The 26,302-nt window shown below is 59.7% G+C and carries 28 protein-coding genes; 4 read left to right on the forward strand and 24 right to left on the reverse strand.

Annotation, left to right across the window (positions count from 1 at the left end; all coding sequences use genetic code 11):
• Positions 1-224: 224 nt before the first annotated feature.
• From AB4N44_RS09150 to AB4N44_RS09165, 4 genes are all read left to right on the forward strand, one after another.
• Entirely contained in the window at positions 225-878 is a 654-nt protein-coding gene (locus AB4N44_RS09150; protein WP_414916860.1) for an HD domain-containing protein, read from the forward strand.
• A gap of 109 nt (positions 879-987) precedes the next feature.
• On the forward strand, positions 988-2,184 hold the full coding sequence (locus AB4N44_RS09155; RefSeq protein WP_460109196.1) for an MFS transporter: 1,197 nt from the start codon (positions 988-990) through the stop codon (positions 2,182-2,184).
• 82 nt (positions 2,185-2,266) lie between these two features.
• Positions 2,267-2,608, forward strand: a complete 342-nt coding sequence (locus tag AB4N44_RS09160; RefSeq protein ID WP_007908306.1) for a hypothetical protein — start codon at positions 2,267-2,269, stop codon at positions 2,606-2,608.
• 44 nt (positions 2,609-2,652) lie between these two features.
• Positions 2,653-2,910: a hypothetical protein gene (locus AB4N44_RS09165; protein ID WP_016986009.1), complete on the forward strand. Its 258-nt coding sequence runs from the start codon at positions 2,653-2,655 to the stop codon at positions 2,908-2,910.
• 145 nt (positions 2,911-3,055) lie between these two features.
• Here the strand turns inward: AB4N44_RS09165 and AB4N44_RS09170 are convergent, their stop codons facing one another.
• From AB4N44_RS09170 to fabD, 24 genes are all read right to left on the reverse strand, one after another.
• Positions 3,056-3,985, reverse strand: coding sequence for a PfkB family carbohydrate kinase (locus AB4N44_RS09170; protein WP_460109194.1), 930 nt, complete (start codon positions 3,983-3,985; stop codon positions 3,056-3,058).
• On the reverse strand, positions 3,978-5,444 hold the full coding sequence (locus tag AB4N44_RS09175; RefSeq protein ID WP_016986011.1) for a purine-cytosine permease family protein: 1,467 nt from the start codon (positions 5,442-5,444) through the stop codon (positions 3,978-3,980). Before AB4N44_RS09175 ends, AB4N44_RS09170 begins: the two co-directional genes overlap by 8 nt.
• 202 nt (positions 5,445-5,646) lie before the next feature.
• The gene (locus tag AB4N44_RS09180) at positions 5,647-6,645 is read right to left on the reverse strand and encodes an ADP-ribosylglycohydrolase family protein (protein ID WP_127929324.1); all 999 of its coding nucleotides are present in this window, start codon (positions 6,643-6,645) and stop codon (positions 5,647-5,649) included.
• Positions 6,642-7,355 carry a GntR family transcriptional regulator gene (locus tag AB4N44_RS09185; RefSeq protein WP_127929325.1) on the reverse strand — a complete coding sequence of 238 codons (714 nt, stop codon included), beginning with the start codon at positions 7,353-7,355 and terminating at the stop codon, positions 6,642-6,644. The genes AB4N44_RS09180 and AB4N44_RS09185 overlap by 4 nt, the downstream gene beginning before the upstream one ends.
• 403 nt (positions 7,356-7,758) lie before the next feature.
• Positions 7,759-8,727, reverse strand: a complete 969-nt coding sequence (araH, locus tag AB4N44_RS09190) for an L-arabinose ABC transporter permease AraH (protein WP_026000669.1) — start codon at positions 8,725-8,727, stop codon at positions 7,759-7,761.
• Positions 8,728-8,739: 12 nt separating this feature from the next.
• Positions 8,740-10,284: an L-arabinose ABC transporter ATP-binding protein AraG gene (gene araG / locus AB4N44_RS09195; protein WP_137218839.1), complete on the reverse strand. Its 1,545-nt coding sequence runs from the start codon at positions 10,282-10,284 to the stop codon at positions 8,740-8,742.
• A 53-nt stretch (positions 10,285-10,337) separates the two neighbouring features.
• A complete protein-coding gene (locus AB4N44_RS09200) occupies positions 10,338-11,342 on the reverse strand; it encodes a substrate-binding domain-containing protein (protein ID WP_064120360.1) in 1,005 nt (334 codons plus the stop codon).
• 136 nt (positions 11,343-11,478) lie between these two features.
• Complete coding sequence (locus AB4N44_RS09205) at positions 11,479-12,297, reverse strand: SDR family oxidoreductase (protein WP_160041407.1); 819 nt, start codon at positions 12,295-12,297, stop codon at positions 11,479-11,481.
• A 271-nt stretch (positions 12,298-12,568) separates the two neighbouring features.
• Positions 12,569-13,444 (reverse strand): SMP-30/gluconolactonase/LRE family protein, encoded by an 876-nt coding sequence (locus tag AB4N44_RS09210; RefSeq protein ID WP_460109189.1) that lies wholly within the window; start codon positions 13,442-13,444, stop codon positions 12,569-12,571.
• Positions 13,445-13,576: 132 nt separating this feature from the next.
• Entirely contained in the window at positions 13,577-14,293 is a 717-nt protein-coding gene (locus AB4N44_RS09215; protein ID WP_460109187.1) for a FadR/GntR family transcriptional regulator, read from the reverse strand.
• A 177-nt stretch (positions 14,294-14,470) separates the two neighbouring features.
• Entirely contained in the window at positions 14,471-15,031 is a 561-nt protein-coding gene (locus AB4N44_RS09220) for a DUF1285 domain-containing protein (protein WP_426619343.1), read from the reverse strand.
• Positions 15,032-15,046: 15 nt separating this feature from the next.
• Positions 15,047-15,652 (reverse strand): DUF4823 domain-containing protein, encoded by a 606-nt coding sequence (locus tag AB4N44_RS09225; protein ID WP_007908280.1) that lies wholly within the window; start codon positions 15,650-15,652, stop codon positions 15,047-15,049.
• A 169-nt stretch (positions 15,653-15,821) separates the two neighbouring features.
• On the reverse strand, positions 15,822-16,790 hold the full coding sequence (locus AB4N44_RS09230) for a GTP 3',8-cyclase MoaA (protein WP_034155348.1): 969 nt from the start codon (positions 16,788-16,790) through the stop codon (positions 15,822-15,824).
• 137 nt (positions 16,791-16,927) lie between these two features.
• Positions 16,928-17,566 carry a TetR/AcrR family transcriptional regulator gene (locus tag AB4N44_RS09235; RefSeq protein ID WP_007908276.1) on the reverse strand — a complete coding sequence of 213 codons (639 nt, stop codon included), beginning with the start codon at positions 17,564-17,566 and terminating at the stop codon, positions 16,928-16,930.
• Between the two features lie 350 nt (positions 17,567-17,916).
• On the reverse strand, positions 17,917-18,708 hold the full coding sequence (locus AB4N44_RS09240) for a TatD family hydrolase (RefSeq protein WP_460109184.1): 792 nt from the start codon (positions 18,706-18,708) through the stop codon (positions 17,917-17,919).
• 14 nt (positions 18,709-18,722) lie between these two features.
• Positions 18,723-19,079, reverse strand: a complete 357-nt coding sequence (locus AB4N44_RS09245) for a PilZ domain-containing protein (RefSeq protein WP_460109181.1) — start codon at positions 19,077-19,079, stop codon at positions 18,723-18,725.
• Between the two features lie 42 nt (positions 19,080-19,121).
• On the reverse strand, positions 19,122-20,105 hold the full coding sequence (locus tag AB4N44_RS09250; protein ID WP_127929330.1) for a DNA polymerase III subunit delta': 984 nt from the start codon (positions 20,103-20,105) through the stop codon (positions 19,122-19,124).
• Positions 20,098-20,730, reverse strand: a complete 633-nt coding sequence (tmk, locus tag AB4N44_RS09255) for a dTMP kinase (protein ID WP_127929331.1) — start codon at positions 20,728-20,730, stop codon at positions 20,098-20,100. The genes AB4N44_RS09250 and tmk overlap by 8 nt, the downstream gene beginning before the upstream one ends.
• 19 nt (positions 20,731-20,749) lie before the next feature.
• A complete protein-coding gene (gene mltG, locus AB4N44_RS09260) occupies positions 20,750-21,931 on the reverse strand; it encodes an endolytic transglycosylase MltG (protein ID WP_316916911.1) in 1,182 nt (393 codons plus the stop codon).
• A gap of 2 nt (positions 21,932-21,933) precedes the next feature.
• Positions 21,934-22,749, reverse strand: a complete 816-nt coding sequence (pabC, locus tag AB4N44_RS09265; protein WP_460109178.1) for an aminodeoxychorismate lyase — start codon at positions 22,747-22,749, stop codon at positions 21,934-21,936.
• Positions 22,749-23,993 carry a beta-ketoacyl-ACP synthase II gene (gene fabF / locus AB4N44_RS09270; RefSeq protein WP_064120373.1) on the reverse strand — a complete coding sequence of 415 codons (1,245 nt, stop codon included), beginning with the start codon at positions 23,991-23,993 and terminating at the stop codon, positions 22,749-22,751. The genes pabC and fabF overlap by 1 nt, the downstream gene beginning before the upstream one ends.
• Before the next feature lie 108 nt (positions 23,994-24,101).
• Entirely contained in the window at positions 24,102-24,338 is a 237-nt protein-coding gene (gene acpP, locus AB4N44_RS09275; protein ID WP_003175607.1) for an acyl carrier protein, read from the reverse strand.
• A gap of 196 nt (positions 24,339-24,534) precedes the next feature.
• Complete coding sequence (fabG, locus tag AB4N44_RS09280; RefSeq protein ID WP_034155354.1) at positions 24,535-25,278, reverse strand: 3-oxoacyl-ACP reductase FabG; 744 nt, start codon at positions 25,276-25,278, stop codon at positions 24,535-24,537.
• 16 nt (positions 25,279-25,294) lie between these two features.
• Positions 25,295-26,233 (reverse strand): ACP S-malonyltransferase, encoded by a 939-nt coding sequence (gene fabD, locus AB4N44_RS09285; RefSeq protein ID WP_460109175.1) that lies wholly within the window; start codon positions 26,231-26,233, stop codon positions 25,295-25,297.
• Between the last annotated feature and the right edge of the window lie 69 nt (positions 26,234-26,302).

Consider the following 26,302-nt stretch of genomic DNA (forward strand, 5'->3'; position numbering starts at 1 on the left):
GACGGGCCTTGTCGGAAAAGGAAAACGCCATACTAAGGCCGTGCGCGGCGCTCGTCACATGGCAAAACACACACTACCCTGCGCACTGTTACAAACATTGCAGTTCCCTGTGGGGGCTTGCTCGCGAAAGCGTCCTTTCAGTCAGCTGCATTGTTGATTGACAGACAGCATTCGCGAGCAGGCTCGCTCCCACACAGGGACTTCGACAATCTGAAAGGATGCTTATGAACCGTGAGTTTTTTACACCCGTGGAGGCACTGGCAGCAGAGTTGCTGCCGCATGCATTGGAGCCGTCCGACGACGGCGCCCACGACCTCGCCCACTTGCAGCGCGTCTGGCACAACGTGCGTACGTTGCATGAAGAAGAAAGTGGAGATCTTGAGGTGCTGTTGGCCGCCGTGCTCTTGCACGATTGCGTGTCCGTCGAGAAGAATTCACCGCTGCGTTCGCAGGCTTCGCGGCTGGCGGCAGATAAAGCTTCGTCAGTGCTGGCCGATCTGAACTGGCCCGAAGAAAAAATCGCGGCCGTCGCCCACGCCATCGAAGCCCACAGCTTCTCCGCCAACATCACTCCGCGCACCCTCGAAGCGAAAATCGTCCAGGACGCCGACCGCCTCGACTCGCTGGGTATGCTCGGCGTCGCCCGTACGTTCTACATCGCCGGTCGCATGGGCTCGGCGCTGTACGACCCGCAGGATCCCGAAGCGAAACAGCGCGACTACGACGACAAACGTTTTTGCCTCGATCACTTCCAGACCAAACTGCTGCACCTCGCCGACGGTTTCCAGACTGCCGCCGGCCAGCGTCTGGCGCAGGTCCGTCATCATCGTCTGAAGGGCTTCATGGAGCAATTCAAGGAAGAGATCGGCATCGCTTGAGCATTACTCCGGCGTGCAGTGATCCTGACTTCGCCAACCTCAGACCTAAGCCGCATGCCTGACGTGTTAAACAGACGACGCTGAGTTTTTCCGGTCAAGGAACCGCGTCATGTCGCAAACAACACCCAAGGTCGCAGGCAAGCTGTTCGGCTTGTTCTGTCTCGCCAGTTATCTGCTGTCGCTGTCCTATGGTTCGACGTTTTTGCTGTCGTTGTTGATCGGCTCTCGCGGCGGCAATGAGCACGATGCCGGCAGTGTGATTTCGGCGGCGATGCTCAGTACGTTTGTTGCGGTGCTGATGTCCGGGCATCTGTCGGACTGGCTCGGCGCGGCGCGCTCGATTGCACTGTTCGGGCTGTTGCTGGTCGCGGCGAGTCTGGGCTTTGCGCTGACGCCGGGGTTTGGTCATCTGTTGTTGTTTTTCGGTTTGTTACTGGGATTGGGCTGGGGTGTTTTCTACACCTTGGGGCCGATCATCGTCGCCAGTCTGGTGACGCCGGCGCAGCGGGCCAAGTACTTCGCGCTGCTCTCGGGCAGCATGATGACCGGCATTGGCAGCGGCCCATTACTCGGGCGTGCAGCCAGTGCCTTGGGGTTGCCAGTGACCTCGGCGTTTTATCTGGCGGCGCTGGCAAGCCTGATCGGTGTGCTGCTGTTCTGGCATCTCGGTGCTCGATTGAAAAGCACACAAGCCACGTCTGCCGCGAGAATCACCTGGCAAGCAACCACTCAAGTGCTCGGTTCACGAGCGCTGTTTGCGATCATCATGGTTGGTCTCGGCGGCTGCGTATTCGGCGGTCTGTCGAGTTTTCAGACCAGTTACGCGGCGGCGCGCTCGCTGGATTATTCGTTGTTCTTTCTCGGTTTCATGAGTGCAGCAATCAGCAGTCGGATGCTGATCGCCGGCTATGTCGTCAAGCGTGATCCATTGCGCGCATCGTGCCTGCTATCGGGGCTGATGCTGGCTTCGATTGTGCTGTTCGCGTTCGGCGTGCACAGCGGCTTCAGTTATCTGCTGGCAGCGGTGATGCTCGGCGTCGGTTATGGCCTGACCTATTCGGTGATCAACGGACTGGCGGCCAACGAAGCACCGGCCGGCACCACGTCGCAGGCCTTGTTGCTGTTCAGTCTTGCCTACTTCATCGGCGTGTTCGGCTTCCCGTTTCTGGCCGGGAAGATCATCGTAGAACACGGCATGAGCACGCTGCTTTTGACGGTATTGATCGTCGCGTTGGCCAACTGGCTGATTACCGTTGGCCGCTTGCTCTGGCGACGGATCAGTCTGAAAGCGGCGCAGGCAATCTAGACCGTTCGTCGCTGATCAGGCACCAATCCGCTCACCGGGCAGACCAACGAGAGGTAAGGATTCCAATCACTGGAGACGCCCTATGATCCCGTCAAGGTTGACCGCTTTCGTATTCAGCGCCCTGCTCTGCCCTGCGGTTTTCGCCGCATCCGCCACCGCTGCGGGCACCGGCCCTACCGATCCGACCCCACCACGCGCGCCCGCCATCAACAGTGCCCCCGGAATGAACACCGATGGCTCTGGCGTGCCCCTGATCAATCAGCCTCCCGCCACCGGGACCGACCCGCGCACGCAGGGCAGTGACCCGGGTCGTCAGGGCGGCATGAACACTCCCGACGCCCCCGCCACGCCAGACAACGCGGGCCCCGGCGTCGGCTCCAAAACCACCACTGGTGGCTCCGGTTCCGAAGGATCCGGTCAGTAGTTCGCCGACGCGAGCGTCCTGTTCAACCCAATGAAGAGGTAACCATGAACGTCGATAAAAACCTGGAAAAAGAAGTCCTCACCCGCCTGCTGCACGCCCACCCAAGTGGACTGGGCAAGGAGGTGCTGGACAATTACCGGGGCGAGAAAGTCGTGGCCAGCGCCCTCGCCGCTTTGCAGGATCGTGGACTGATTCACCACGGGCATGTGACCTGCAACGAGGCTGGCGAACATTCGTTGAACCTGCCGATCAAGCTCAGTGCCGCTGGCGTTGAGGCGGCGCGCAAGCTGGATCTGCAGTAGTCCTGAGGCCGCTCGCTGCCGATGCGGCGAGCGGTATCCAGCATTGAATTTTGTGTTGAAACTAATGGTCCTTTCGCGAGCAAGCTCGCTCCCACATTGGAATGCATTTCAATGTGGGAGCGAGCTTGCTCGCGAAAGCTATCTATCAGGCGTCGCCGGACTCGCGGATAAACGCATCCACTTCATCTGCCCCCGGCGATGTCGCCGGCCCCCAGCGTGTCACCGCCAACGCCGCTGCCGCATTCGCCCGCCGCGCTGCTTCATGCGCTGACAAACCCTGCGCCAACCCGGCAACAAACACCCCGGCATGGGCATCACCCGCGCCATTGCTGTCCACGGCTTTCACGGCAAACCCCGGCACATGCCGACGCTCGCCGACCTGATGAATCCAGCACCCTTGCGGGCCGTCACGCACCACCATCAGTACATCGCCGGGCAGATGTTCAGCGAGACGATCCAGCGTCGCGCCAATATCCTCAGCGCCGGTAAAGCGCAGCGCTTCAACACTGTTGCTGGTCCAGACATCAATGCGCGGCAGCAACGCTTTCATCAGCGGCGAGTCCGGCGACTCCACCAACGGGCCCGGATCGAACACAACATTGATCGAGTCCGGTAGCGCCAACGTCCAGTCGAGCAACGCTTGGGCCTTGCCTTCGTGGAGCAGGCTGTAGCCGCTGAGATAAACGTAATCGCCCGCCTCGGCCGGCACGCTGTTCAGATCCGCCTCAGTCACTTCACCTTCAGCGCCGATGTAGGAAATGAAACTGCGCTCGGCGGACGCATCGGTCAGTGCCACACACAAACCGGTGTCTTTCGGTGCGGGTTCGGTGAGGCCGATGTGAATTCCCTCGGCATTCATCGCCTGACGCGCGAGATCGCCGAAACGCCCACTGCCATGGCGACCGAGATACACCACCGGCAGGCCGTTACGCACCGCCGCCGCCATCACGTTGAAACCGCCGCCGGCTTCGAAACCGGCCGACTGCGCCAGCACGTCACCGCCAATCTGCGGCAGTTTATCCACGGCCATGACCAGGTCGATGATGACCTGGCCGGTGTGCAACATCTTAGGCATGAGCATTCTCGGTTTGCGCGGCGCGGCGATCTTTCGCCCCGCCCAGTACAAAGTAAATCCCACCAGCGACGACGAAGGTCACGATCCAGCCGAGGCCGTTGTGGCCCAGCCACGAGTCGGACAGGAAGCCCTTGAACCAGACGTTCTCGGCAGTGGTGCCGATGGTGGTGAAACTGAAGCCGAGGACAATGGCAATCGCCCATGCACCAAACGCACGCCACTCGATACCGCCGCGATACCAGTAAGCGCTGCTCGGGCTGACGTCGAGCAGGTCCTTCGGGCTGTAGTAGTGACGATGAATCAGGTCGACGACGAAGATCCCTACCCACGCAGTGATCGGCACCGCCAGCAAGGAAATGAAGGTAATGAACGGACCGTAAAAGCTGTCGGCGATCAGCATGAAGTAGATCGAGCCGGCGAAGATCGCGACAATATCGACCACCACCGCGTAGACGCGCTTGACCTTGAGGCCGAGGGTCAGCGTGGTCAAACCAGCGGAATACACCGACAGGTTGTTCGACAGCAGCAAGCCACCGAATGCGGTGATCAGGTACGGCACCGCCATCCAGGTTGGCAGCATGTCGCGAATTGCCACGATCGGGTCAGTCGCCGAGGCCAGGTCGTTGTTGCCCACCGACAGCAGACCGCCAAGAGTGATCAGCAGCACCAGCGGAATGCCCGCACCAAACGCAGCAGACGCGACCAGACGCACAGCCTTGACGCTGCGATGCTGATAGCGCGACATGTCGGCGCCAGCGTTGGCCCAGCCGATGCCGGTGCCGGCGGCCATGGTGCCGATACCGATGATCATTGCGCTCATCGGCGCCGGTGTCGCGTTGAACACTGCGCTCCAGTCGATGGTCGCGCAGAGGAAGCCGCCAACGAGAATGTTCAGCGCGCCGAACACGTAGGTCGCCCACTTCTGGATGACCAACAACGTCGCGTGACCGAGGCCGGATACTGACAAGGTCAGCAGAACGAAAATCGCGATGAAGATCAGCGTCAGCACCGGTGCGCTTTTCGCTTCGACCGGTGAGCCGAACAGGATCGAGCACAGCGACAGCAGCACGAAAGCGGCAGTGGTGGTGTTGACGGTTTCCCAACCGAGACGCGACATCAGCGAGACCAGTGTCGGGCCGATATTGCCGCGCACGCCGAAGATCGCTCGTGACAAGGTCAGGCTCGGCGCGCGGCCACGGCGGCCGGCAATCGAGATGATCCCGACCACCGCAAACGAACCGGCAGCGCCGATGATCGCGACGATGATCGCCTGCCAGATCGCCAGCCCGCGAAACGCCACCAGCGTGGCGCCCAATGGCAAACCGAGGATGGAAATGTTGGCGGCGAACCAGACCCAGAACAGTTGCAGCGGATGGCCGTTGCACTCGGCCTCCGGCACCGGTTCGATGCCGCGGGTTTCCAGTTGCCCGGCGCTTTGCCCGGCGTTTGATGAACTCATGAAGGTGCTCCTGTTTGCCTTTTTTGTGGTTGTGGCAATGATGCAAAACGACAAGACATCGCGGCCATCCTCGGCCTGTCTGCGCGATCCATTGCGGGTTAAATATTCGAATATGCGGTGCGGCCATCGCGAGCAGGCTCGCTCCCACAAGTACCGTGTAATCCATGTGGGAGCGAGCCTGCTCGCGAAGACGTCAGCCCAATCAGCGCAAAGCCAACAGCCCCTGCACCAACGGCTCAAGCTCCAAATGATTAACGGCCTTAACCGTCTCGATCATCTCGGCAGGCCAACTCTCAAGACCCAGGCAGGCCCCAAGCATCGCGCCAAGAATCGCCGCAATGGTGTCCGTGTCGCCGCCAAGGCTGGCGGCCATGCACAGCGCATCAAACGCGCTCATCTCACCGACCGCCACTTGCTGTGCCAGTGCAAACGACACCACCACCGATTCCTGTGACGCCACCGAAGTGCCGATCACGTCGTAGAGCAGATCCGCCAGTAAAGCCTTGTCGCTATCGACACTGATGGTGCGCGCCCAACTGATGCGCGAGGCAATACGCCCACCGGCGACCCAGTGCCCGTGCGCCTCGGCTTGCTGAGCGATTTGCTGACCGAGGTTCAACGCCTCGCCCAGGTCCATGCCGTTGATGCCGGCAGACACCACCGCCGCCACTGCTGCCGCACTGGAAATCCCCAGCGTGGTGTTGTGGGTGACCTGGCAGGCCTGTACCACCGCCGCAATAAACCGTTCAGGGTCGACAACATCCGCCGCAATCCCCACCGGCGTAATGCGCATCGCCGCACCGTTGGTGGTGCCGTAGCGCCCGGCTTCTTCCGGCGAATGGCCGGCGAGGATCATTTCGATCGCGCGTTTGGTCGACGGCCCGAGCAAGTCCTGCGAGCCTTTGGCCTGCATTTCGGCTTCCCACTCGATCAAACGTTGCGCGAGGATCGCCGGCTCGATGCGGCCCTTGCCTTCGACCAGCAATTCGCCGACCAGAATCGCCTGCTCGGTGTCATCGGTGATCGAGCCTTTGGGCATGTTCGCGGCGATCGGCTGCAAGGGGCCGGCGTCCTGCAGATCGGTGATCTGGCCGAAGCGGGTCTTGATCGTTTCGCGGTTCAGCGATTGCGTCGGCATGCCCAGCGCATCACCGAGGGCCAGGCCATAGAAAGCGCCGAGGGCACGGTTGAGCGCGGTCATTTCGATTCTCCAAATTGCAGGTGCAGACGGAAATGCACCGGGTCGAGCAGGCTTTCAACCAGCTCCATGAAACGGTTCTGGCGGTCGTAAGTGGTGCGCAGGGCTTTGAGGAACACCGTGCCCTCAGGGCGGCCAAGCAGTGCGGCGTCTTCGGCATTCAACGGTTCGGCGCCGATCCATTGATCGCCGCGTTCGCCGATGTAACCGTAGGCGGCCAAAGTAATGGTCAGGGAATTGTCGATCAGACCAACGCGCGGCAGGCTTTCCAGGCCGCCGGTGGCTGGCATCAACGAGCGTTCGAGGGAGACCAGCGTGCCCTCGTTGGAACGGCGACGACGGTCGAGGGTGATGAATTGGTCAGTGCCGAATCGCGACAGCAGGTCTGGCCGGGTCACGGCTTCCAGACGCAACACTTCGGTATTGATCATCGCCCCGCTATCGGCCAAGGCCTGCGCCCAGCCGCTGCGCTGGTCGAGGGCGACACCGTCGAAAGTGACGATGGAACCGACACCGCTTTGCGTGGCGATGTAGTTACGTCGTTTCAGTTCGGCCAGCGCTTCGCGCAGCGTGCCTCGGCTGACTTTGAATTCTTCAGCCAACTGATGCTCGCCAGGCAACAGAAAGCCGTCCTCCATGAGGCCGCTTTCGATGCGTCGGACGAGTTCGTCGACCACCCGTTGTTTCTTGTCAAATCGTACCTGTCTAATCATGTACAAATTGATACCCGAAACAAGCGTGGGCGGGCAAGGGATATTTAGGGAGAGTGACGAAAGGCGGGAGAATCAAAAGCCCCTCACCCTAGCCCTCTCCCGGAGGGAGAGGGGACTGAATGGGGGATATTTGGGAGATACATCGACCTGAAAGTGCTTTACCGAATCCATAATCGACGAGGTCTTTCAGTCGACGAATCACCTCGGTCGACCCTTCCCCTCACCCTAACCCTCTCCCGGAGGGAGAGGGGACTGAATGGGGGATGCTCAGGAGGTTCGCCGACCTGAAAGCGCCTTGCTGAATCCATAATCGACACAATCTTTCAGGTCGATGTATCACGCCAGACACCTCGGTCGGCCCCCTCTCCCTCCGGGAGAGGGCTGGGGTGAGGGGCTCTTGATCTTAGCGCTGCTTCAGACGGTCAATGACCACAGCCAGCAGCAGAATCGAACCACGAATCACATACTGATAAAACGTGTCGATATTCTTCAGGTTCATCGCATTCTCAATGATCGCCAGAATCAACACCCCGGCAATCACATGCCGAATCATGCCGATCCCGCCGCTCAACGACACCCCGCCCAGCACGCAAGCCGAAATCACCGTCAGCTCAAAACCCTGGCCAATCATCGGCTGCCCGGAGGTCATGCGCGACGCCAGAATCACCCCCGCCAACGCACCAATCACGCCATGCACGGCAAAGATAATGATCTTGGTCCGATCAACGTTCACACCCGCCAGCAACGCCGCTTCCTGGTTACCACCAATGGCCATGGTGTTGCGCCCGTAGGTGGTGTAATTCAGCAGCCAGCCAAAAAACAGAAAGCAAACGATGGTGATCAGAATCGGCACCGGCACACCAAACAATTGGCCGTTACCAAACACGAAGAACGATTCCTGCGACACGCCCACCGCCTTGCCGTTGGCAAAGATGTAAGCCAGACCGCGAACAATCTGCATGGTCGCCAACGTCGTGATCAAGGCATTGACGCGCAACTTGGCAATCACGATGCCGTTGATCAGCCCGACAATCAGGCCCATCACCAGCGCTGCACTGACACCGAGAAATACGCTGTTGGTGTCACGCATCACCACCGCCGCGACCACGCCAGCGCAGGCAATCACCGAGCCCACCGACAAGTCGAAATGCCCCGACGCCAGGCAGTACAACATCGTGCACGCGGCAATCCCGGTGGTAGAAATCGCCAGGCCCAGACCGCGCATGTTCAGCGGCGAAAGGAAGTTGTCGATCAGCAAGGTGCAGGCGACAAAAATGCCCACGGCCGCCAGCAACATGACCCAGTCATCAAGGAAGCGGCGCATGTCCAGCGGTTTGCGCTCTTTGGGCAGGGTTTCGTTTTGGGTTGTCATCATAGTCACCTCTCAGTTCGCCACGCCGTCAGCGCGGTGGCGCGGCAAAGCCAGTTGCAGCAGGTTGGATTCATTGGCCTGGTCGCGGCTGATTTCGCCGCGCAGGGCGCCTTCGCAGAGCACCAGAATGCGGTCGGAAATACCCATCACTTCCATCAGGTCGCTGGACACCACGATCACCGAAATGCCGTCGGCGGCGAGGTTATGGATGATCTGGTAGATCTCCGCTTTCGCACCGATGTCGATGCCGCGTGTCGGCTCATCGAGCAGCAAAACTTTCATCGGCATCGACAGCCAGCGGCCGAGAATGGCCTTCTGCTGATTGCCGCCGGAAAGGAATTTGATCTGCTGGCCGGCGTGCGGGGTTTTCACTTTCAGCGCTTTGATCTGTTTGTCGGCGTTGCCTTTTTCCCACAGACCGCGAATCAGGCAACCGAGCCCCGAATGCGCGCCACGCGCACTGATGTTGATGTTCTCGGCGACGCTGGCCAGCGGGATGATGCCTTCCTTCTTGCGATCTTCCGGACACAGCAGAATCCCCGCCGCAATCGCGTCGCGCGGTGAGCGCAGTTTCAGTTCATGACCGCGCAATTCGAGACGCCCGGCCGTGTGACGTTCGAGCCCGCTGAGTAAACGAAACAGCTCGGTGCGCCCTGCCCCGACCAGTCCGAACAGGCCAAGAATTTCACCTTTGTGCGCCTCGAAACTGATCGGCTCGCGCAGACCCGGGCCGAGCAGGCCGGCGACCTTCAGCGCGACGGCGCCGCGTGGACGATGGCGATAATCGTAGATGTCCTGAATGTCGCGCCCGACCATGCAGGTCACCAGTTGATCGTGGCTCAACTGGCTCATGTCCTCGAACGTGCGCACGTAGCGACCGTCCTTGAACACTGTGACCGCGTCGCAGATGCGGAACACTTCTTCCATGCGATGGGAGACGTAGAGCACGACTTTGCCCTCGTCGCGCAGGCGGCCGATGATCGCCATCAAGCGGTCGATCTCACGGGCCGAAAGACTGCTGGTCGGTTCGTCGAAGGCGATCACATGCGCGCCGCGCGACAGGGCTTTGGCGATTTCCACCAGTTGTCGCTGGCCGAGCGACAAGCGCCCGACTTTGGTCTGCGGATCGATTTCGTCGGCCAGGCCTTTCAGGCAATTCAACGCTTGCTGGCGCAAAGCACCGCGATTGATCAAACCGAAACTGGCCGGTAAATGGCCGAGGAACAGGTTTTCGGCGACGGTCATTTCCGGCACCAGATGCAGCTCCTGGTGAATCACCGCGACGCCGCTGCCGATGCTGTCAGCCGTCGACTTGAACGCCATGGTCTGCTCGCCGATCTGCAACTCGCCGCTGCTCGGGATGTAAGCGCCGCCGAGGATTTTCAGCAGAGTCGATTTGCCGGCGCCGTTCTCGCCCATCAAGGCATGAACCTGCCCCGGATGCGCGACGAAGCTGATAGCGTCCAGCGCTTTCACGCCGGGAAAGGTTTTACCGATCCCGCTGAAGCGCAGGCTGCCGCTGGCGCTGTGTTGTTGTGTTTGTACTTGCGCGTGCATAAAGCCACCTCTTCACACCAAAAAACGGCCCGGCTGCCCGGGCCGTCGCGGCATCAGTTCCACAGGCCGATTTTTTCCAGCTCTTGTTTGAAGTTCTCGCGGGTGATCAGGGTGACGTCGTCCATCGCGGTGTACTTCGGCGGCTCTTTGCCGGTGGTCACCCACTCGTACATCATCTCGGCGGTCTTGTAGCCTTCGATGTGCGGGCTTGGCAGCATCGAACCGAAGAAGCCGCTGTTAGGCTTTTTCAATTCGCCGATGGCGTCGGTGCCGTTGATGCCGATACCGATCACGTTGGCCGCGGCAAAACCGGCGGCTTCGGTGGCGCGTACGCCGCCGAGCACAGTGTTGTCGTTCATGCCGCCGATGATCAGGTTTTTCGCCGCGCTTGGCAGCTTCACCAACGCCGAGTTGGTGGCGTCCATGCTGCCCGGTACGTCGAGGGTTTTCAGCGCGGCGAAGAGGATGTGGTCTTTCGGCATGCCGGCGTCTTCAAGGGACTTCACCGAGCCGTCGGTGCGCTTCTTGCCGGTGTCGAGTTCGTTGTAGGTGTTGACCACCGCGTAGGTGTCTTTCCAGTCCCAGTTGCGTTTTTTCGCCTCGGCGACCATGGCGTTACCCTGCTTCTGGCCGACTTCGAACGCGGCCATGCCGAGGTACGGCACGTCTTCCATGAATTTGCCGTTGGCGTCGACGAAGCGGTCGTCGACGGCAATCACTTTGAGGTCATTGAGTTTGGCTTTGGCCATGATCGCCGGGCCGAGCGAGACATCCGGCGGGCAGATCACAAAGCCCTTGGCGCCATTGGCGGCGAGGCTGTCGATGGCCGACAAGGTTTTCTCGCCGTCCGGCACGGCGATCTTGATCAGTTCGAAGCCCTTGTCCTTGGCGGCTTTCTCGGCGAAAGCCCACTCGGTCTGGAACCACGGCTCTTCCGCCTGCTTGACCAGGAAACCGATTTTCACGGTGTCGGCAGCGAGCAGCGCACTGCTCAGGCTGAACGCGGTGACCGCCAGGGCGGTACTGCACAGGGTACGAATCCCGAAACGACGTTTCATAAGCTGACTCCTTGTTATTTTTTTTGAGCAATGTTTGAAAAGCGTTAAAGCAATTTCCTGCAAAGCCTGTTGAAAATAGTCATATCGTATGATGATTGGATTTCAAACGGACCTGTCCGTGTGAAAAGCCCTTCGCTCAGTCGTGGTACATCACCGAGCGCCCACCATCGATGGTGATGCATGAAGCATTGATGAACGGCGCCTCATCACTGGCCAGAAATACCGCGGTCATCGCCACTTCAAGCGGCTGACCGATGCGCTTCGGCGGGTGCAGATCAAAAGCGCGCTGACGCTCGGCGTGCGGGTCGGCGAAACCGTTCCAGTAGTCGACGTTCAGTTGCGTTTCAATGTAGCCCGGTGCGATGGCGTTGACGCGAATGCCTTTCGCCGCGTATTCGATGCCGAGTGCGCGAGTCAGACCGAGCAAACCGTGTTTGGCCACCGGGTATGGGAAGCATCCGGGAATGATGTGGCTGGAATGGGTCGAGGCGATGTTGATGATGCTGCCGACGCCCTGCTCGATCATTTGCGGCAACACCGCTTTGCAGCCGAACCACGCACCGTCCAGATCGATGGCGAAGCAGCGATGCCAGTCTTCTTCCGTCATTTGCAAAGGATCGCAGAACACGTTGACCCCGGCGCAATTGACCAGCACGTCGATGCGCCCGTGCAGCTCAACGGCGCGTTTGGCCATGGCGTGCAGATCGTGCTGACGCGAGACATCTGCCTTCAGCGCCTGCACATCAAAGCCCCGTTCACGCCAGTGCGCAGCAACCTGTTCGACCTTCTCGGCCTGGATATCACTGATGACCAGTTTCGCTTGCTGTGAGGCGAACGCCGCAACAATGGCTTCCCCGATGCCTTGCGCAGCACCGGTCAGCAGCACGACCTTGTTTTTCAGACGCTCGCCCTTCGGCGGCGCGGGCACCGGCGGCAGGGAAAGGGGTTCAGCCATGGATCAGGACTCCTGTTTCGCAGGCACAAAAAAACCGGGCATCTGCCGATGTCCGGTCTGGAAGGCGATTTGAACGAAACAGGCAGGCGCGGCCGACGGCTTCGGGCCGTTGCGAGACGCGGACTCCACACGGGAGTGCGATAGACATTCGCTGCATCACTTCACCTGTTTTGTTCTTTTTAAGTGTGAGTGCGTGTTACTGCTGCAGCCGACTATAAACCCGACCGCCAAATAATCTCAATATATAATTTTGCATCCCATATTTTGGGATTTAATCCGCAAAGCGCGTACAGCGTTTTCCTGCAACCTCCACGCGCATCGACAGCACCGCACCATCCAGTGGGTGATTGTGGGGGCTTTTGGCGCTGGTGATGAACAGGGTTTTCAGGTCTTCCCCACCGAACACACAACTGGTCGGGCGACTGACAGGCAGATCAATTTTGCGATCGACGTTGCCTTCAGGCGTTAATCGCAGCAGGCAACTGCCGTCCCAACGGGCATTCCAGATGTAGCCTTCGGCGTCCATTGCCGAGCCGTCCGGGCCACCCTGCTGATCGGGGCCGTACCAGACTTGTGCAACATCGAGATTGCCGTCGGTGTGGATGAAATAGCGATGGAGCGTGCTGTCGAGACTGTCGCCGAACAGCAGTGTGGTGCCGTCATCGCTCCACAGCAGCGTGTTGGGAATTCCCAGATTACGCAGTAAGGGGGTGACGCGTTTATCCGGATCGATCCGAAACAGGCCACCGGAACGACGGGTGATCGGCAGGTCTTCGCCCTGCTCGCCGATGTTGTTTTGCATAGTGCCGAGCCACAAACGACCCTGGCCATCGCAGCGCGCTTCGTTGGGGCGATTGCCGGGTTGCGGATCGGCGACGCAGAATAGCGTCAGGCGCGGTTCGAGACCGGGCGAGTCGAGATCGAGGCGATAGACGCCGCTGCTCAGCGTCACCAGTGCATCGCCGCTGGCGCAGGGGATGAACGCGGAGACATGCTCGGGCATTTGCCAGATCTGCACGTTCTGGCCGATCAGACGCAGGGCCTGTTTGCCGGCAATGTCGACCCAGTACAACGCCTGGGTCGGCGCGTCCCAGAACGGGCCTTCACCGAGCTGGGCGCGGTGTTGGGTCAGGGCGGTCCACGGCATATCAACTCCTCGGATCTTGTTGTTATTTAATGTGGGAGCGAGCCTGCTCGCGAAAGCGTCGTGTCAGTCGATGCATGAGTTGCCTGATACACCGCCTTCGCGAGCAGGCTCGCTCCCAAAGGGAAATTTGTATTAACCGGCTTTTTTTTCGGCCATGACTTTCGGGTAGAAACGTTTGATCGCCAGGTCGGCGTTATCGATCAGGGTCATGCACGCCCACACGCCGCGCGCGGAATCCCGGGCGGCGATGGCGTCGGCCATGTCCTTGTGAATCGGCAAAGTGCGGCGCAGTTCATCCGGGTCGGCCGCAGAAACTTCAAATGACACCGCGAGCAACGCACCGAGCGCCGGGACCATTTGTTCGATGAATTGATTGTGGCTGGCGGCGAGGATGCATTCGTGGAAGACCTGATCGGCGCGGTTGTAATCGGTGCCGCTGTCGACCGCACGCTCAAGGGCGTTGTAGGCCAGTTGCACCGCTTCAATCTGTTTCAGGGTCGCGCGCTCACAGGCCCAGCGCACCGCCATCGGTTCGATGGTGCGGCGCAGGTCGAGCAAGTCATCGACGAAATTTTCCGGCAGCCCGTTGCGCGACAGCCAACCGACCACTTGCGGATCGAACAGGTTCCAGCGCCGTACCGGCAGCACGCGGGTGCCGACCTTCGGCCCGACTTCGAGCATGCCTTTGGCGACGAGGGTTTTGATTGCCTCGCGGATGACCGTGCGGCTGACGCCGAGCTGTTCGCCCAGATCGGCCTCGACCTTGATGGTCTGCCCCGGTTTGACCTGGCCAGCGGCGATCCAGCTGCCCAGCCAGTCGACCGTGGATGCGTGAAAGCTGCTGGACATGAACACCTCAAAGCGGATCGCAATGGGTGATCAAGCTAATCATCATATGATTAGCTGTCAACGACAATCCCCTGTAGGAGTGAGCCTGCTCGCGATTGCGGAGTGTCAGTCACCACAAGGATTGACTGATCCACCGCTATCGCGAGCAGGCTCACTCCTACAGGGGGGTTGTGTGTCTCAGGGTTCGAGGCCGATGCGGAAGAACTCGCCGCCGCTCCACACCCCCAGCCAGCGCTGGCCATCGATTTCGCGACTCACCGCCAGTTCCACCAGTTGATAGAACACATTGCGATGAATCAGCGCTTCAAGGTTGGTACGCACATGCACGTAAGGCGCCGGCTCTTGCGTTGTCGGATCGATCTCGACACGGATCGGATGCTCAGGCCCGGCCTCGGCGGTTTCATCGACGTTGGTGGTGAAGCGCAACAGCTGCGCCTCCCCTTCGCCTTCAACCTCGACCGCAATCGCCACGAACGGCGCATCGTCAACCTTGATCCCGACCTTCTCGACCGGTGTGATCAGGAAATAGTCATCGCCATCGCGGCGCATGATCGTCGAGAACAGCTTGACCATCGGCTTGCGCCCGATCGGCGTGCCCAGGTAATACCAGGTGCCGTCGCGGGCGATGCGCATGTCGATATCGCCGCAGAACTCCGGGTTCCACAAGTGCACCGGCGGCAAGCCTTTGGTTTTGGGGATCTGTCCCAACAGGTCATTGGCTTTTTGCGGCCCACTCATGGCGTTCTCCTTGAATTATTGGTCGCCGACTCCCAACAGGCTGCGCGCGTACTGTGCCAGCGGCGGGCCGATCAGGTCTTCGGGCTTGCTGTCGTGGAACGTCAGTAAACCGCCACGACTCTTGATCCGTGCAGTATCAATCAAATACTGGGTGCTGGTCTCGATCAACATGATCTGAATCACGCCGCCGTCGATGCCGAGACGATCCACCGCCTCTTCATCAAGCCATTCGTCGGAGTTGCCGATGCGGTCGTCAGCCTTGGCGAAACGCGTGTACAGCAGATAGTGCGCGCCGGCGTCACGAGCTTCGCCCATCGCCTGATCGAGACCTTCCGGCGCACGGGCACGGCGGACCATCGGGAAGTATTCGACGAAACCTTTGAAGGCTTCTTCGGCCACGACGTTGGGGCGCGGGTAGGAACCACCCGGCGGCGCGAACGCGCCTTGCGCGATGTAGATGAACGAGTCCGGCTGAATGCGGAAATTGTTCACCCGACGGCTGTCGCTGTGATCCAGCAAGCCCGCGTCGCTCATCTGGTAGCGAGTGCCTTCGGCCATATCGCTGACAGTCATACAGCCGCCAAGCGCCAAAACGGCCAGCAGCAAAACCAGGCTACGCATCCCTATTCCTCCAGAGGCCGGTGACGGAAAACCGGCGAATGGCCGTTGGATGCAGCTTTTGCGCCAGCTCGGGATCTTTGTCGAATGATGGATGGCTTTCGCGAGCAGGCTCGCTCCCACAGGATTGCGAAAAACCCTGTGGGAGCGAGCCTGCTCGCGAAAAGAGGTATTAGCCGCCGATGATTTTCATGACTGTTGCGCCGCCAGAGAACGCCACTTCCTGCTTGTCGCCCAACGCCTTGACCAGCAAACGCTGGAGCGCCGGCAAGGCCTGATGGCGCGGCTTGTCGAGCAGATCGCCGACATAGTGGCGGTTGCTCGACGACAGGCAGCCATGCAGCCAACCGGTCGACGACAGGCGCAACCGTGAGCATGTCCGGCAGAACGGTACGCTTTCGTTGGCGATCACACCAAAGTTGCCCAGGCCGGGAATCGCATAGCGCACGGCGGTGGCATCTACGGGGGCATCGGTTTGCGCGTACTCGTAGCGTTCGCCAATCAGCTCCAGCAACTGCTGCAGGCTGACAAATTGTTGCAGGAACGCATTGTTGTCCTTGGCCAGATGTCCCATGCGCATCAACTCGATGAAGCGCAGTTCGTATCCGCGTTCCAGGCAGTAATCGAGCAGCGGCATGACTTGATCAAGGTTCTGCCCGCGCAATGGCACCATATTGACCTTGATCTTCATCCCCGCCGCTTTCGCCTGATCCATGCCATCGAGCACAGTGGCCAGATCGCCGCCTCGGGCGATGCTGCGGAACGCGCCGGCGTCGAGGGTATCGAGGGACACGTTGATCCGGCGCAGACCGGCATCCACCAGCAGCGGCAGTTTTTTCGCGAGGAGTTGACCGTTGGTGGTCAGGCTGATGTCGTCCAGGCCCATCTTGCCGACGGCGGTCATGAACGATTCAAGTTTGGGACTGACCAGCGGCTCGCCGCCGGTAATGCGCAGCCGCTCGATGCCGGCGGCTTCGATCAGATACGCCACGCCACGCGCCATGGCTTCGGCCGACAATTCATCCTGCGCAGCCACTAACCGCTTGCCGTTGGGCACGCAGTAGGTACACGCGTAATTGCAGGCTGAAGTCAGACTGATCCGCAAATTGCGAAAACGCCTGCCTTGACGGTCAACGATCATGATCACTCCGGCGAAAGAATTTCGAGCCGCTAAAACTTGACTCACAAATCAAGTTTTAGCAAGCCCTATGCCTGAGTATATTCCTGCGGTACTGCGTCATGTAGCGAAATCATGGCGCAATAAGGCAACTGAATGGTTCAGCTGCTTGGAGTTTCCGGATCGCGCTTGCGCTTGTTGCCCATGCGCACACCGATGTCCATCAGAAACTGGAAGAAACCTTCCTGATCTTCCAGCACATTGCTCCAGAACGGCGAGTGATACAGCGCCACAGCGCCGTGCACCAGCGCCCAGGACGCGCAGTAGTGGAAGTACGGCGGCACGTCTTCGAGCTTGCCCTCGCTGATGCGGCCCTTGATCAGCAGGGTCAGGCGTTCGAAGTTCGAGGCACGGATCTTGTGCAGCTCCTCGACCATTTCCGGCACCTGATTGCCCTTGACCACCTTCTCTTCGAGGCGGTCGAACAGTCGATAACGCTGCGGGTCGCGCATGCGGAATTCGAAGTAGGCGCGGGACAGCGCTTCCTTGTCCTTGTCGACATCGGCCGAATGCAGCAGCTCGTTCAAATCGCGCTCGTAATCGAGCATCAGGCGCAGATAGATCTCGGCCTTGGATTTGAAGTGCTTGTAGATCGTGCCTTTGCCGATACCCACGGCATCAGCAATCATCTCGACGGTGACACTGTCTTCACCTTGGTCGAGGAACAGCTTGAGCGCGGTATCGAGAATTTCTTGCTCGCGGCGACGAAACTCACGGACCTTACGAGGTTCTTTGTGCATAAGAAAGGTCTGAAGGGTCAAAATTCGAAGCCGCGTATTATGCCTAACTTGCGCAAAAATGCACGGATCATCCGACCATATCTGTGTTTCTTGTTCATTTTGAGAACGTTTTGGGCGCAATGAGAACTCAACTGAAGCGAACGTATTCCAAATTTGTTTAAAAACCCCGACCGGCTAACTGGACTGCACGCCAGACTGATCAATACTTGAACTGTCGGGCGACATCTCCCCCAAGTGTCGCGCCGATAAAGGTACCAAGGGACCGCGTGCCTTTGTTTTACTCCTAATGGTCTTAACCCGGATTCACCCCCCAGAACCCGGGTTTTTTTTGCCTGCGATTTGGCTAGCGCTTACAGGGCAGATTTAACACTCGCCAGCGGGAACAGCCGCTTGAAGTTCTCGGTGGTCTGCTCGGCAAAGCGTTCGTAGCTCTCACCGCGCAGCATCGCCAGGAATTCCGCCACTTCGCGCACGTACTGCGGCAGGTTAGGCTTGCCGCGATAAGGAATCGGCGCCAGATACGGCGAGTCGGTTTCCACCAGCAGGCGATCCGCCGGGACTTTGCTCGCGACATCACGCAACGCATCGGCATTGCGGAAGGTGACGATACCCGACAGGGAAATGTAATAACCCATGTCCAGTGCCGCTTTGGCCATGTCCCAGTCTTCGGTGAAACAATGCAGTACACCGGCCTGAGGCAACGCCGCTTCGCGCAGCAATTCAAGGGTGTCGGCACGGGCGCCACGGGTGTGGATGATCACCGGTTTGCCGGTCTGCTGCGCCGCTTGCAGGTGCAAGCGGAACGACTCCTGCTGCAATTCGGCGGCTTCGGGCTCGTAGTGATAGTCCAGACCGGTTTCACCGATCGCCACCACTTTCGGGTGATTGAGTTCATGCAACAGCCAACCCAGCGCAGGCGCAGCGCCCGGCTGTACATCCAGCGGATGCACGCCAACCGAACAATCAACGTCGTCATAACGCTCAGCCAGGGCTTTGACGTCGGCGGCGTTGTCGGCGCTGACGCCGATGCACAGGAAGTGCCCTACTCCGCGCTGCCGGGCTGCATCAAGTGCGGCATCCAGCGAACCGTCATGGGCGGCGAGGTCGAGGCGATCAAGGTGACAATGGGAATCTACGAGCATAAAAAGACGGCTACTTACATCGTATGAGTGGGACGGTCGGACTTGAGGGCTCCGGCCAGATGGGTTTCGATGCGACTGCGCGCGGTGTTGTCACCATCGTTGAACTGCACGCCGACACCGGCGGCGCGGTTGCCTTGCGCACCTTTGGGAGTGATCCAGGTGACTCTGCCGGCAACCGGAATCTTCTCGGCCTCGTCCATCAGGTTGAGCAGCATGAACACCTCGTCGCCCAACTTGTAGCTCTTGTTGGTCGGGATGAACAAGCCACCGTTCTTGATGAACGGCATGTAAGCGGCGTAAAGCACCGACTTGTCTTTGATGGTCAGAGACAAAATACCGTTGCGCGGGCCCGGGCTGACAGATTCATTCATGCTCACCTCCACTGCTGATGCTCAGAGTCTAGGTACACATTCTTATCTTTGACCAGGCAATCCCGCCCATTGCACCAACAATGCTTCAAGCAACAGCGCCGGATTGAGGTTGGCCTTGCTCATGACTTTCTGGCGCTGGGCGAGGATCCAGTCCTGAATCTCGAGTACTTTGCCTTGCGCACTTTTCTGCGCCAGGTACTGCACGACTTTACGCATGTCGGTCAAACCAAGACCCGCTTCATCCTGCGTCAATTGATAACGCAGGATCAGGCTCGACCAATCGCAGAACCAGTCGAACAGGCGCAGCATCGGAATGCTTTTCCATTCTTCGGCCAGTTGCGTCGGCGATTGCTGCTGTTTGAGCAACTTCTTAACGCCTTCGACCACTTGCGCACGCTGCTCGCGCACGCCCTGAGACTGCAGACTGACCGCCATCAGCGGCGATCCGGCGGCCAGCGTCAGCAGTTCGACACGTTCGTCTTCGGAGCAATCCGGCAAAGCCTGAGCCAGCCATTGCAAGCTCATCGCCTCGCCCGGCAATGGACAGGCCTGCTGCACGCAGCGGCTCTTGATCGTCGGCAGCAAACGGCTGGTCTGATGGCTGACCAACAGCAAAACCGTATCGCCGGACGGTTCTTCAAGGCTTTTCAGCAAGGCGTTGGCAGCGTTGATATTCATCGCCTCGACCGGCTCGATCAGCACCACTTTGCGCCCGCCCAGTTGCGCGGTCTGCACCACGAAGCTGACCAGATCGCGCACCTGATCAACCTTGATGGCCTTGTCGGCTTCTTCAGGTTCGAGGATGTAATTATCCGGGTGACTACCGGCCTTGAGCAGCAGGCAGGATTTGCACTCGCCGCACGCGTCCGGCGTCGGCCGCTGACAAAGCAGGCTGGCCATCAACCGTTCGGCCAACGCGCGCTTGCCGATGCCTGCCGGGCCGTGGAGCAGATAGGCGTGCGCGTGCTGCTTACGCCCGGCCAGTTGCTGCCAGAGGCTGTCCTGCCACGGGTAGGCCTCAGCCACGGGCCAGCTCCAGCAAATTCGGAATCAGGGTATCCAGCGATTGTTGAACCTTGACCAATGGCTGACCGGCATCGATGCGCACATAACGCGCAGGATCCGCTTCAGCACGCTTGAGGAAGGCACTACGCACAGCCTCGAAAAACGCCCGACCTTCCAGCTCGAAACGGTCCAGACGACCACGGGCACTGGCGCGGGCCAGGCCGATTTCCACCGGCAGATCGAAAATCAGCGTCAGGTCCGGTCGCAGGTCACCCTGTACAAAGGTTTCCAGCGTGGCGATACGCTCCAGCGACAAACCGCGACCACCGCCCTGATAGGCATAAGTCGAATCGGTGAAGCGATCGCACAGCACCACCGCACCACGGGCCAGCGCCGGGCGAATCACTTCGGCCAGGTGCTGGGCGCGTGCAGCGAACACCAGCAACAGCTCGGCATCCGGGTTCATGACTTCGTCGGCCGGGGCCAGCAGCACGTCACGGATTCGCTCGGCCAGCGGCGTACCACCGGGCTCACGAGTCAGTACCACTTCGATACCGGCGGCGCGCAGGCGCTCGGCGAGGTATTCGCGGTTGGTGCTTTTGCCGGCGCCTTCCGGGCCTTCCAGCGTAATAAACAAGCCAGTCACAGGCAGTCCTTAATCAAAGTCATTGCGTGTTTTGTGGGGCGGCGGCTTCCGGTGCCGGGGTCGGCGCAGGCTCCTGAGCTGGAACCTGCGGCAACGCTTCCGGCGCCGTATCCGGTGATGCACCTGGAATCGCTTCTTCCGTCGCCGGAGCCGCTTCAGGCGCTACCGCCGGCGCTGGGCTGGAACGGTAATCCGCGCGGCGCTTGAGCTGATACTCACGCACTGCATTGTTATGCGCATCGAGATCATCAGAGAAGACATGGCTGCCGTCGCCACGTGCTACGAAGTACAGGCTGGTACCTTCGACCGGATTCAGCGCTGCGTGAATCGCCTCCCGACCGACCATCGCAATCGGCGTCGGTGGCAAGCCGGGAATCACGTAGGTGTTATACGCCGTCGGCTCCTTCAGGTGTGCGCGGGTCAACTTGCCGGTGTAGCGATCGCCCAGGCCATAGATGACGGTCGGATCGGTCTGCAACTGCATCCCCAAGGCCATGCGACGCACGAAGACACCGGCGATCTGCCCGCGCTCCTGCGGCACACCGGTTTCCTTCTCGACCAGCGAAGCCATGATCAGCGCTTGATAAGGTTCGGTGTACGGCACATCGGAGGAACGACTTTCCCATTCTTTCGCCAGAACTTCATCGAGGCGGTCAAAGGCTTTCCTCAGCAACTCGGCATCAGACATGCCACGCACGAAGCGGTAGGTATCGGGGAAGAAACGGCCTTCCGGGAACAACCCTTTATGACCAATCTTCGCCATGACGTCGCTGTCGCTCAAACCGTTCAGGGTCTGCTCGACCTTGTCATCCTTGGCCAACGCCGCGCGCACTTGATGGAAGTTCCAGCCTTCAACCAGGGTCAGGCTGTACTGAACCACATCGCCACGCTTCCACAAGTCGATCAGACCGTTAACGGTCATGCCTGGCTGCATGCGGTATTCACCGCTGTGGATCGGCGTGCCAGCGAGGTTGAAGCGCCAATACACCCGCAGCCAGAACGCGTCCTTGATGACGCCATCCGTTTCGAGTGAAAGGAAAGTCCGGGTTGGTGTAGAGCCTTTCGGCACATCCAGCAGTTCTTCCTGCGTGATGTTCAGAGGCTGTTCCAGTGCACTGTGAATCTTCCAGGCGCTGGCGCCCATCAACAGCCCTGCCAGAACCAGTCCGGTTTCCAGCAGCAGCAAAAGTTTACGTCTCAAAATCAGGCATCCAATAGGGCGCGGGCAATGGTTTGCAGTTTACGGGTGAGCGGGCCAACCGGCCAGCTCAGTGCAGCACAGGCGCGTACCGGCCAGACGCCATACACGCTGTTGCAGACAAACACTTCATCGGCCCATTGCAGCTGTTCGAGGCTGATGTCGGCGATCTGCGTGGGGATGGCCAGTGACTCGGCCTGAAACAATATTTCGGCGCGCATCACACCGGCGACACCGCAGCGTTTCAGATCAGGCGTAATCAACACGCCGTCGCGCACGACGAACAGGTTGCTGAATACCCCTTCAATGACGCGACCGGCCTGATCGAGCATCAAGCCCTCGGCGTGCTCGCTGTCCTGCCATTCGGCACGGGCGAGAACCTGTTCAAGGCGATTGAGGTGTTTGAGTCCAGCGAGTAATGGCTGTTTCGCCAGGCGTGTGCTGCACGGGAACAGGCGAACGCCTTGTTCAGCATGAACCGCAGGATAAGCCGCAGGAGGATTGCCTTGCAGAATGCGTCGGCCCGGCGCCGCCGGATCGGCAGCATAACCACGCAAACCGTCGCCACGAGTGAGGATGAGTTTGAGCACGCCCTCGCCCATCGCTGCCGCGTAGTTCAGCAGCTCATGGCGGATCAGTTCGATATCCGCCGCGATGGCCAGACGCGAGCAGCCATCGGCCAGGCGCGTCAGGTGTCGATCCAGCAGGATCGGCTGGCCGCCACGCACGGCGATGGTCTCGAACAGACCATCGCCGTAAGCCAGGCCGCGATCTTTCAGCGACAGAGCGTCAGCCGGTTGACCGTCGACCCAGCAGTCCATCAGCCTGCGAACCGACGGAACGCCAGAGTGCCGTTGGTGCCGCCAAACCCGAAGGAGTTGGACAGCACGACATCGATGTCCATGTTGCGCGCAGTGTGCGGCACGAAATCGAGATCGCAGCCTTCGTCCGGCTCATCGAGGTTGATGGTCGGCGGTGCAACCTGACTGTTGATCGCCAGCACGCTGAAGATCGCTTCGACCGCGCCCGCAGCACCCAACAGGTGACCGGTCATCGACTTGGTCGAGCTGACTGCCAGCTTGTAGGCGTGCTCACCGAACACCGACTTGATCGCGTTGGCTTCGGCGAGGTCGCCGGCCGGGGTCGAAGTACCGTGGGCGTTGATGTACTGCACTTGATCGACGTTGATCTTCGCATCGCGCAACGCATTGGTGATGCAGCGTGCAGCACCGGCGCCGTCGGCAGGAGGCGAGGTCATGTGGAACGCATCGCCGCTGGTACCGAAGCCGATCAGCTCGGCGTAGATGGTCGCACCGCGTGCCTTGGCGTGTTCCAGCTCTTCGAGAACCAGTGCGCCGGCACCGTCGGACAAGACGAAACCGTCACGGCCCTTGTCCCACGGACGGCTGGCGCGAGTCGGCTCATCGTTGCGGGTCGACAGCGCACGGGACGCACCGAAGCCGCCCATGCCCAGACCGCACGCGGCCATTTCGGCACCGCCGGCAATCATCACGTCGGCTTCGTCGTACATGATGTTGCGCGCCGCCATGCCGATGCAGTGCGTACCGGTGGTACACGCGGTGGCGATGGCGTAGTTAGGTCCCTGTGCTCCCAGGTGGATGGACAGGAAACCGGAAATCATATTGATGATCGAGCCTGGCACGAAGAATGGCGAAATTCGACGCGGGCCCGTCTCATGCAGGGTACGGCTGGTTTCTTCGATGTTGGTCAGACCGCCGATCCCCGAACCCATGGCCACGCCAATGCGTTCACGGTTGGCGTCGGTGACTTCCAGACCGGCATTGCGCACGGCTTGAAAGCCGGCAGCGAGACCGTACTGAATGAACAGGTCGAGCTTGCGCGCTTCCTTGACCGACAGGTATTCCTCGACATTGAAGCCCTTTACCGAGCCGCCAAAGCGGGTGGAATAGGCAGAAAGGTCGGTGTGTTCGATCAGACCAATGCCACTGCGGCCAGCCAGAATGCCCTGCCAACTGCTCGGCACATCCGTGCCCAGTGGCGACAACATACCCATACCGGTGACTACGACGCGTCTACGCGACACAGCACTCTCCTTTTTCAAATGACGATTTTGCATCAGGCCTAAAGAAAAAACCGCACGCCATGATGGCAGTGCGGTTTTTCCATGACAGCAAACAACGATTACAAACTATTACGCCTGGTGGCTAGTAACGTAGTCGATTGCAGCTTGTACAGTAGTGATCTTCTCAGCTTCTTCGTCAGGGATTTCGGTCTCGAATTCCTCTTCCAGAGCCATCACCAGCTCAACGGTGTCAAGGGAGTCGGCACCCAGGTCTTCTACGAAGGAAGCGGTGTTGACCACTTCTTCTTCTTTAACACCCAGTTGCTCGGCAACGATTTTCTTGACGCGCTCTTCGATGGTGCTCATACCTTGTTTTCACTCCTAATGGACAAATTCAGGCAGCTGGCCAGTGGGTAAGTGTATAGAAAGACTTTTCAGTTTTTCAACTGAAAGCTTCACTCCTCAAACCCTGCAGCCCTCTGCCTATAAATAGATTGCAGCTTTATAACGGATTTTAGACAGCTCGTATGACATTTTTTTGAAGCAATCCGTCACATTTTACTTACATGTACATCCCACCGTTCACCGGGATTGTAGCCCCAGTGACGTATGCCGCACCGTCGGATGCAAGAAAAGCGACCACAGACGCGATCTCTTGAGCTTGTCCCAGACGACCCAGCGGAATCTGCGTCTGCAAGGCTTCACGCTGTGCTTCAGGCAGCTCGCGCGTCATATCGGTGTCGATAAACCCTGGGGTTACCGAGTTGACTGTAATCGAACGCGAACCGACTTCACGCGCCATTGCACGGCTGAAACCTTCCAGACCGGCCTTGGCGGCTGCATAGTTTACTTGGCCTGCGTTGCCCATGGCACCCACCACCGAGCCAATACTGATAATTCGGCCCCAACGCGCCTTGGTCATGCCGCGCAGAACGCCCTTGGACAGGCGATACAGACTGTTCAGGTTGGTATCGATCACGTCGTACCACTCGTCGTCTTTCATGCGCATCATCAGGTTATCGCGGGTGATGCCGGCATTATTGACCAGGATCGCCACTGGCGCACCGAACTGTTCCTGAATGCCCGCCAGCACGGCGCTGACCGATTCATCGCTGGTGACGTTGAGTTCGAAACCGGCGCCCTGAATACCATTCTCCTTCAGGGTCGCGGCAATGCGCTCAGCGCCCGAAGCGGAAGTCGCGGTGCCAATAACGATGGCGCCCTGACGACCCAGTTCCAGTGCGATGGCCTGGCCGATACCGCGGCTTGCACCGGTGACCAGTGCAACTTTACCTTGCAGACTCATGCAAGTTTCTCCTGATTCAGGCTTGCGCTGCACGGGCGGCAGCGAAAGCGTCTGGGGTATTGAGGTTGGAAGTCGCCACGCCTTCGGCGCAACGCTTGTTCAGACCGGCCAGGACTTTACCCGGGCCGCATTCGACCAGATTGGTCGCGCCCTTGGCAGCCAGAGTCTGTACCGACTCGACCCAGCGCACGGGCTTGTAGAGTTGTTCGAGCAGATCACGCTTGAGGGTTTCCAGATCAGCCGGCACTTGCGCGCTGACGTTCTGTACGACCGGGATCTGCGGCGCCTGCCAGTCGATGGCAGCGATGGACTCGGCAAAACGCTCGGCTGCCGGACGCATCAGCTCGCAGTGCGACGGCACGCTCACCGGCAACGGCATGGCACGCTTGGCACCACGCGCCTTGCAACCTTCGATGGCGCGCTCGACCGCAGCCTTGGCACCGGCAATCACCACCTGGCCAGGCGAGTTGAAGTTAACGGCGCTGACCACTTCACCTTGTGCAGCTTCAGCGCAAGCTGCCAGCACGTCGGCATCTTCCAGACCGAGAATGGCAGCCATGCCGCCCTGCCCGGCCGGAACCGCTTCCTGCATCAACTGACCGCGGCGCTCAACGAGCTTGACTGCGTCAGCCAGTGTCAGACTGCCGGCAGCGACCAGCGCGCTGTATTCACCCAGGCTGTGACCGGCAACAAAGGCCGGACGCGCACCGCCTTCAGCCAGCCACAGACGCCACAGGGCGATCGAAGCGGTCAGAATGGCCGGTTGGGTTTTATCGGTTTGATTAAGCTGCTCTTCCGGGCCCTGCTGGGTCAGTGCCCACAGGTCATAACCCAGAGCCTCAGAGGCTTCTTTGAAAGTTTCGAGGACCAACGGATATTCCGCGCCCAGCTCGGCCAGCATGCCGAGGGACTGCGAACCTTGTCCTGGAAAGACGAATGCGAGGGAAGCAGACATGTAACAAGCCCCTAATGATCTTGTCGTCGGAAAATGACGCCCCACTGGGGGACGCAAGAAACTGACAGT

The organism is Pseudomonas sp. S3_C06 (assembly GCF_054667675.1).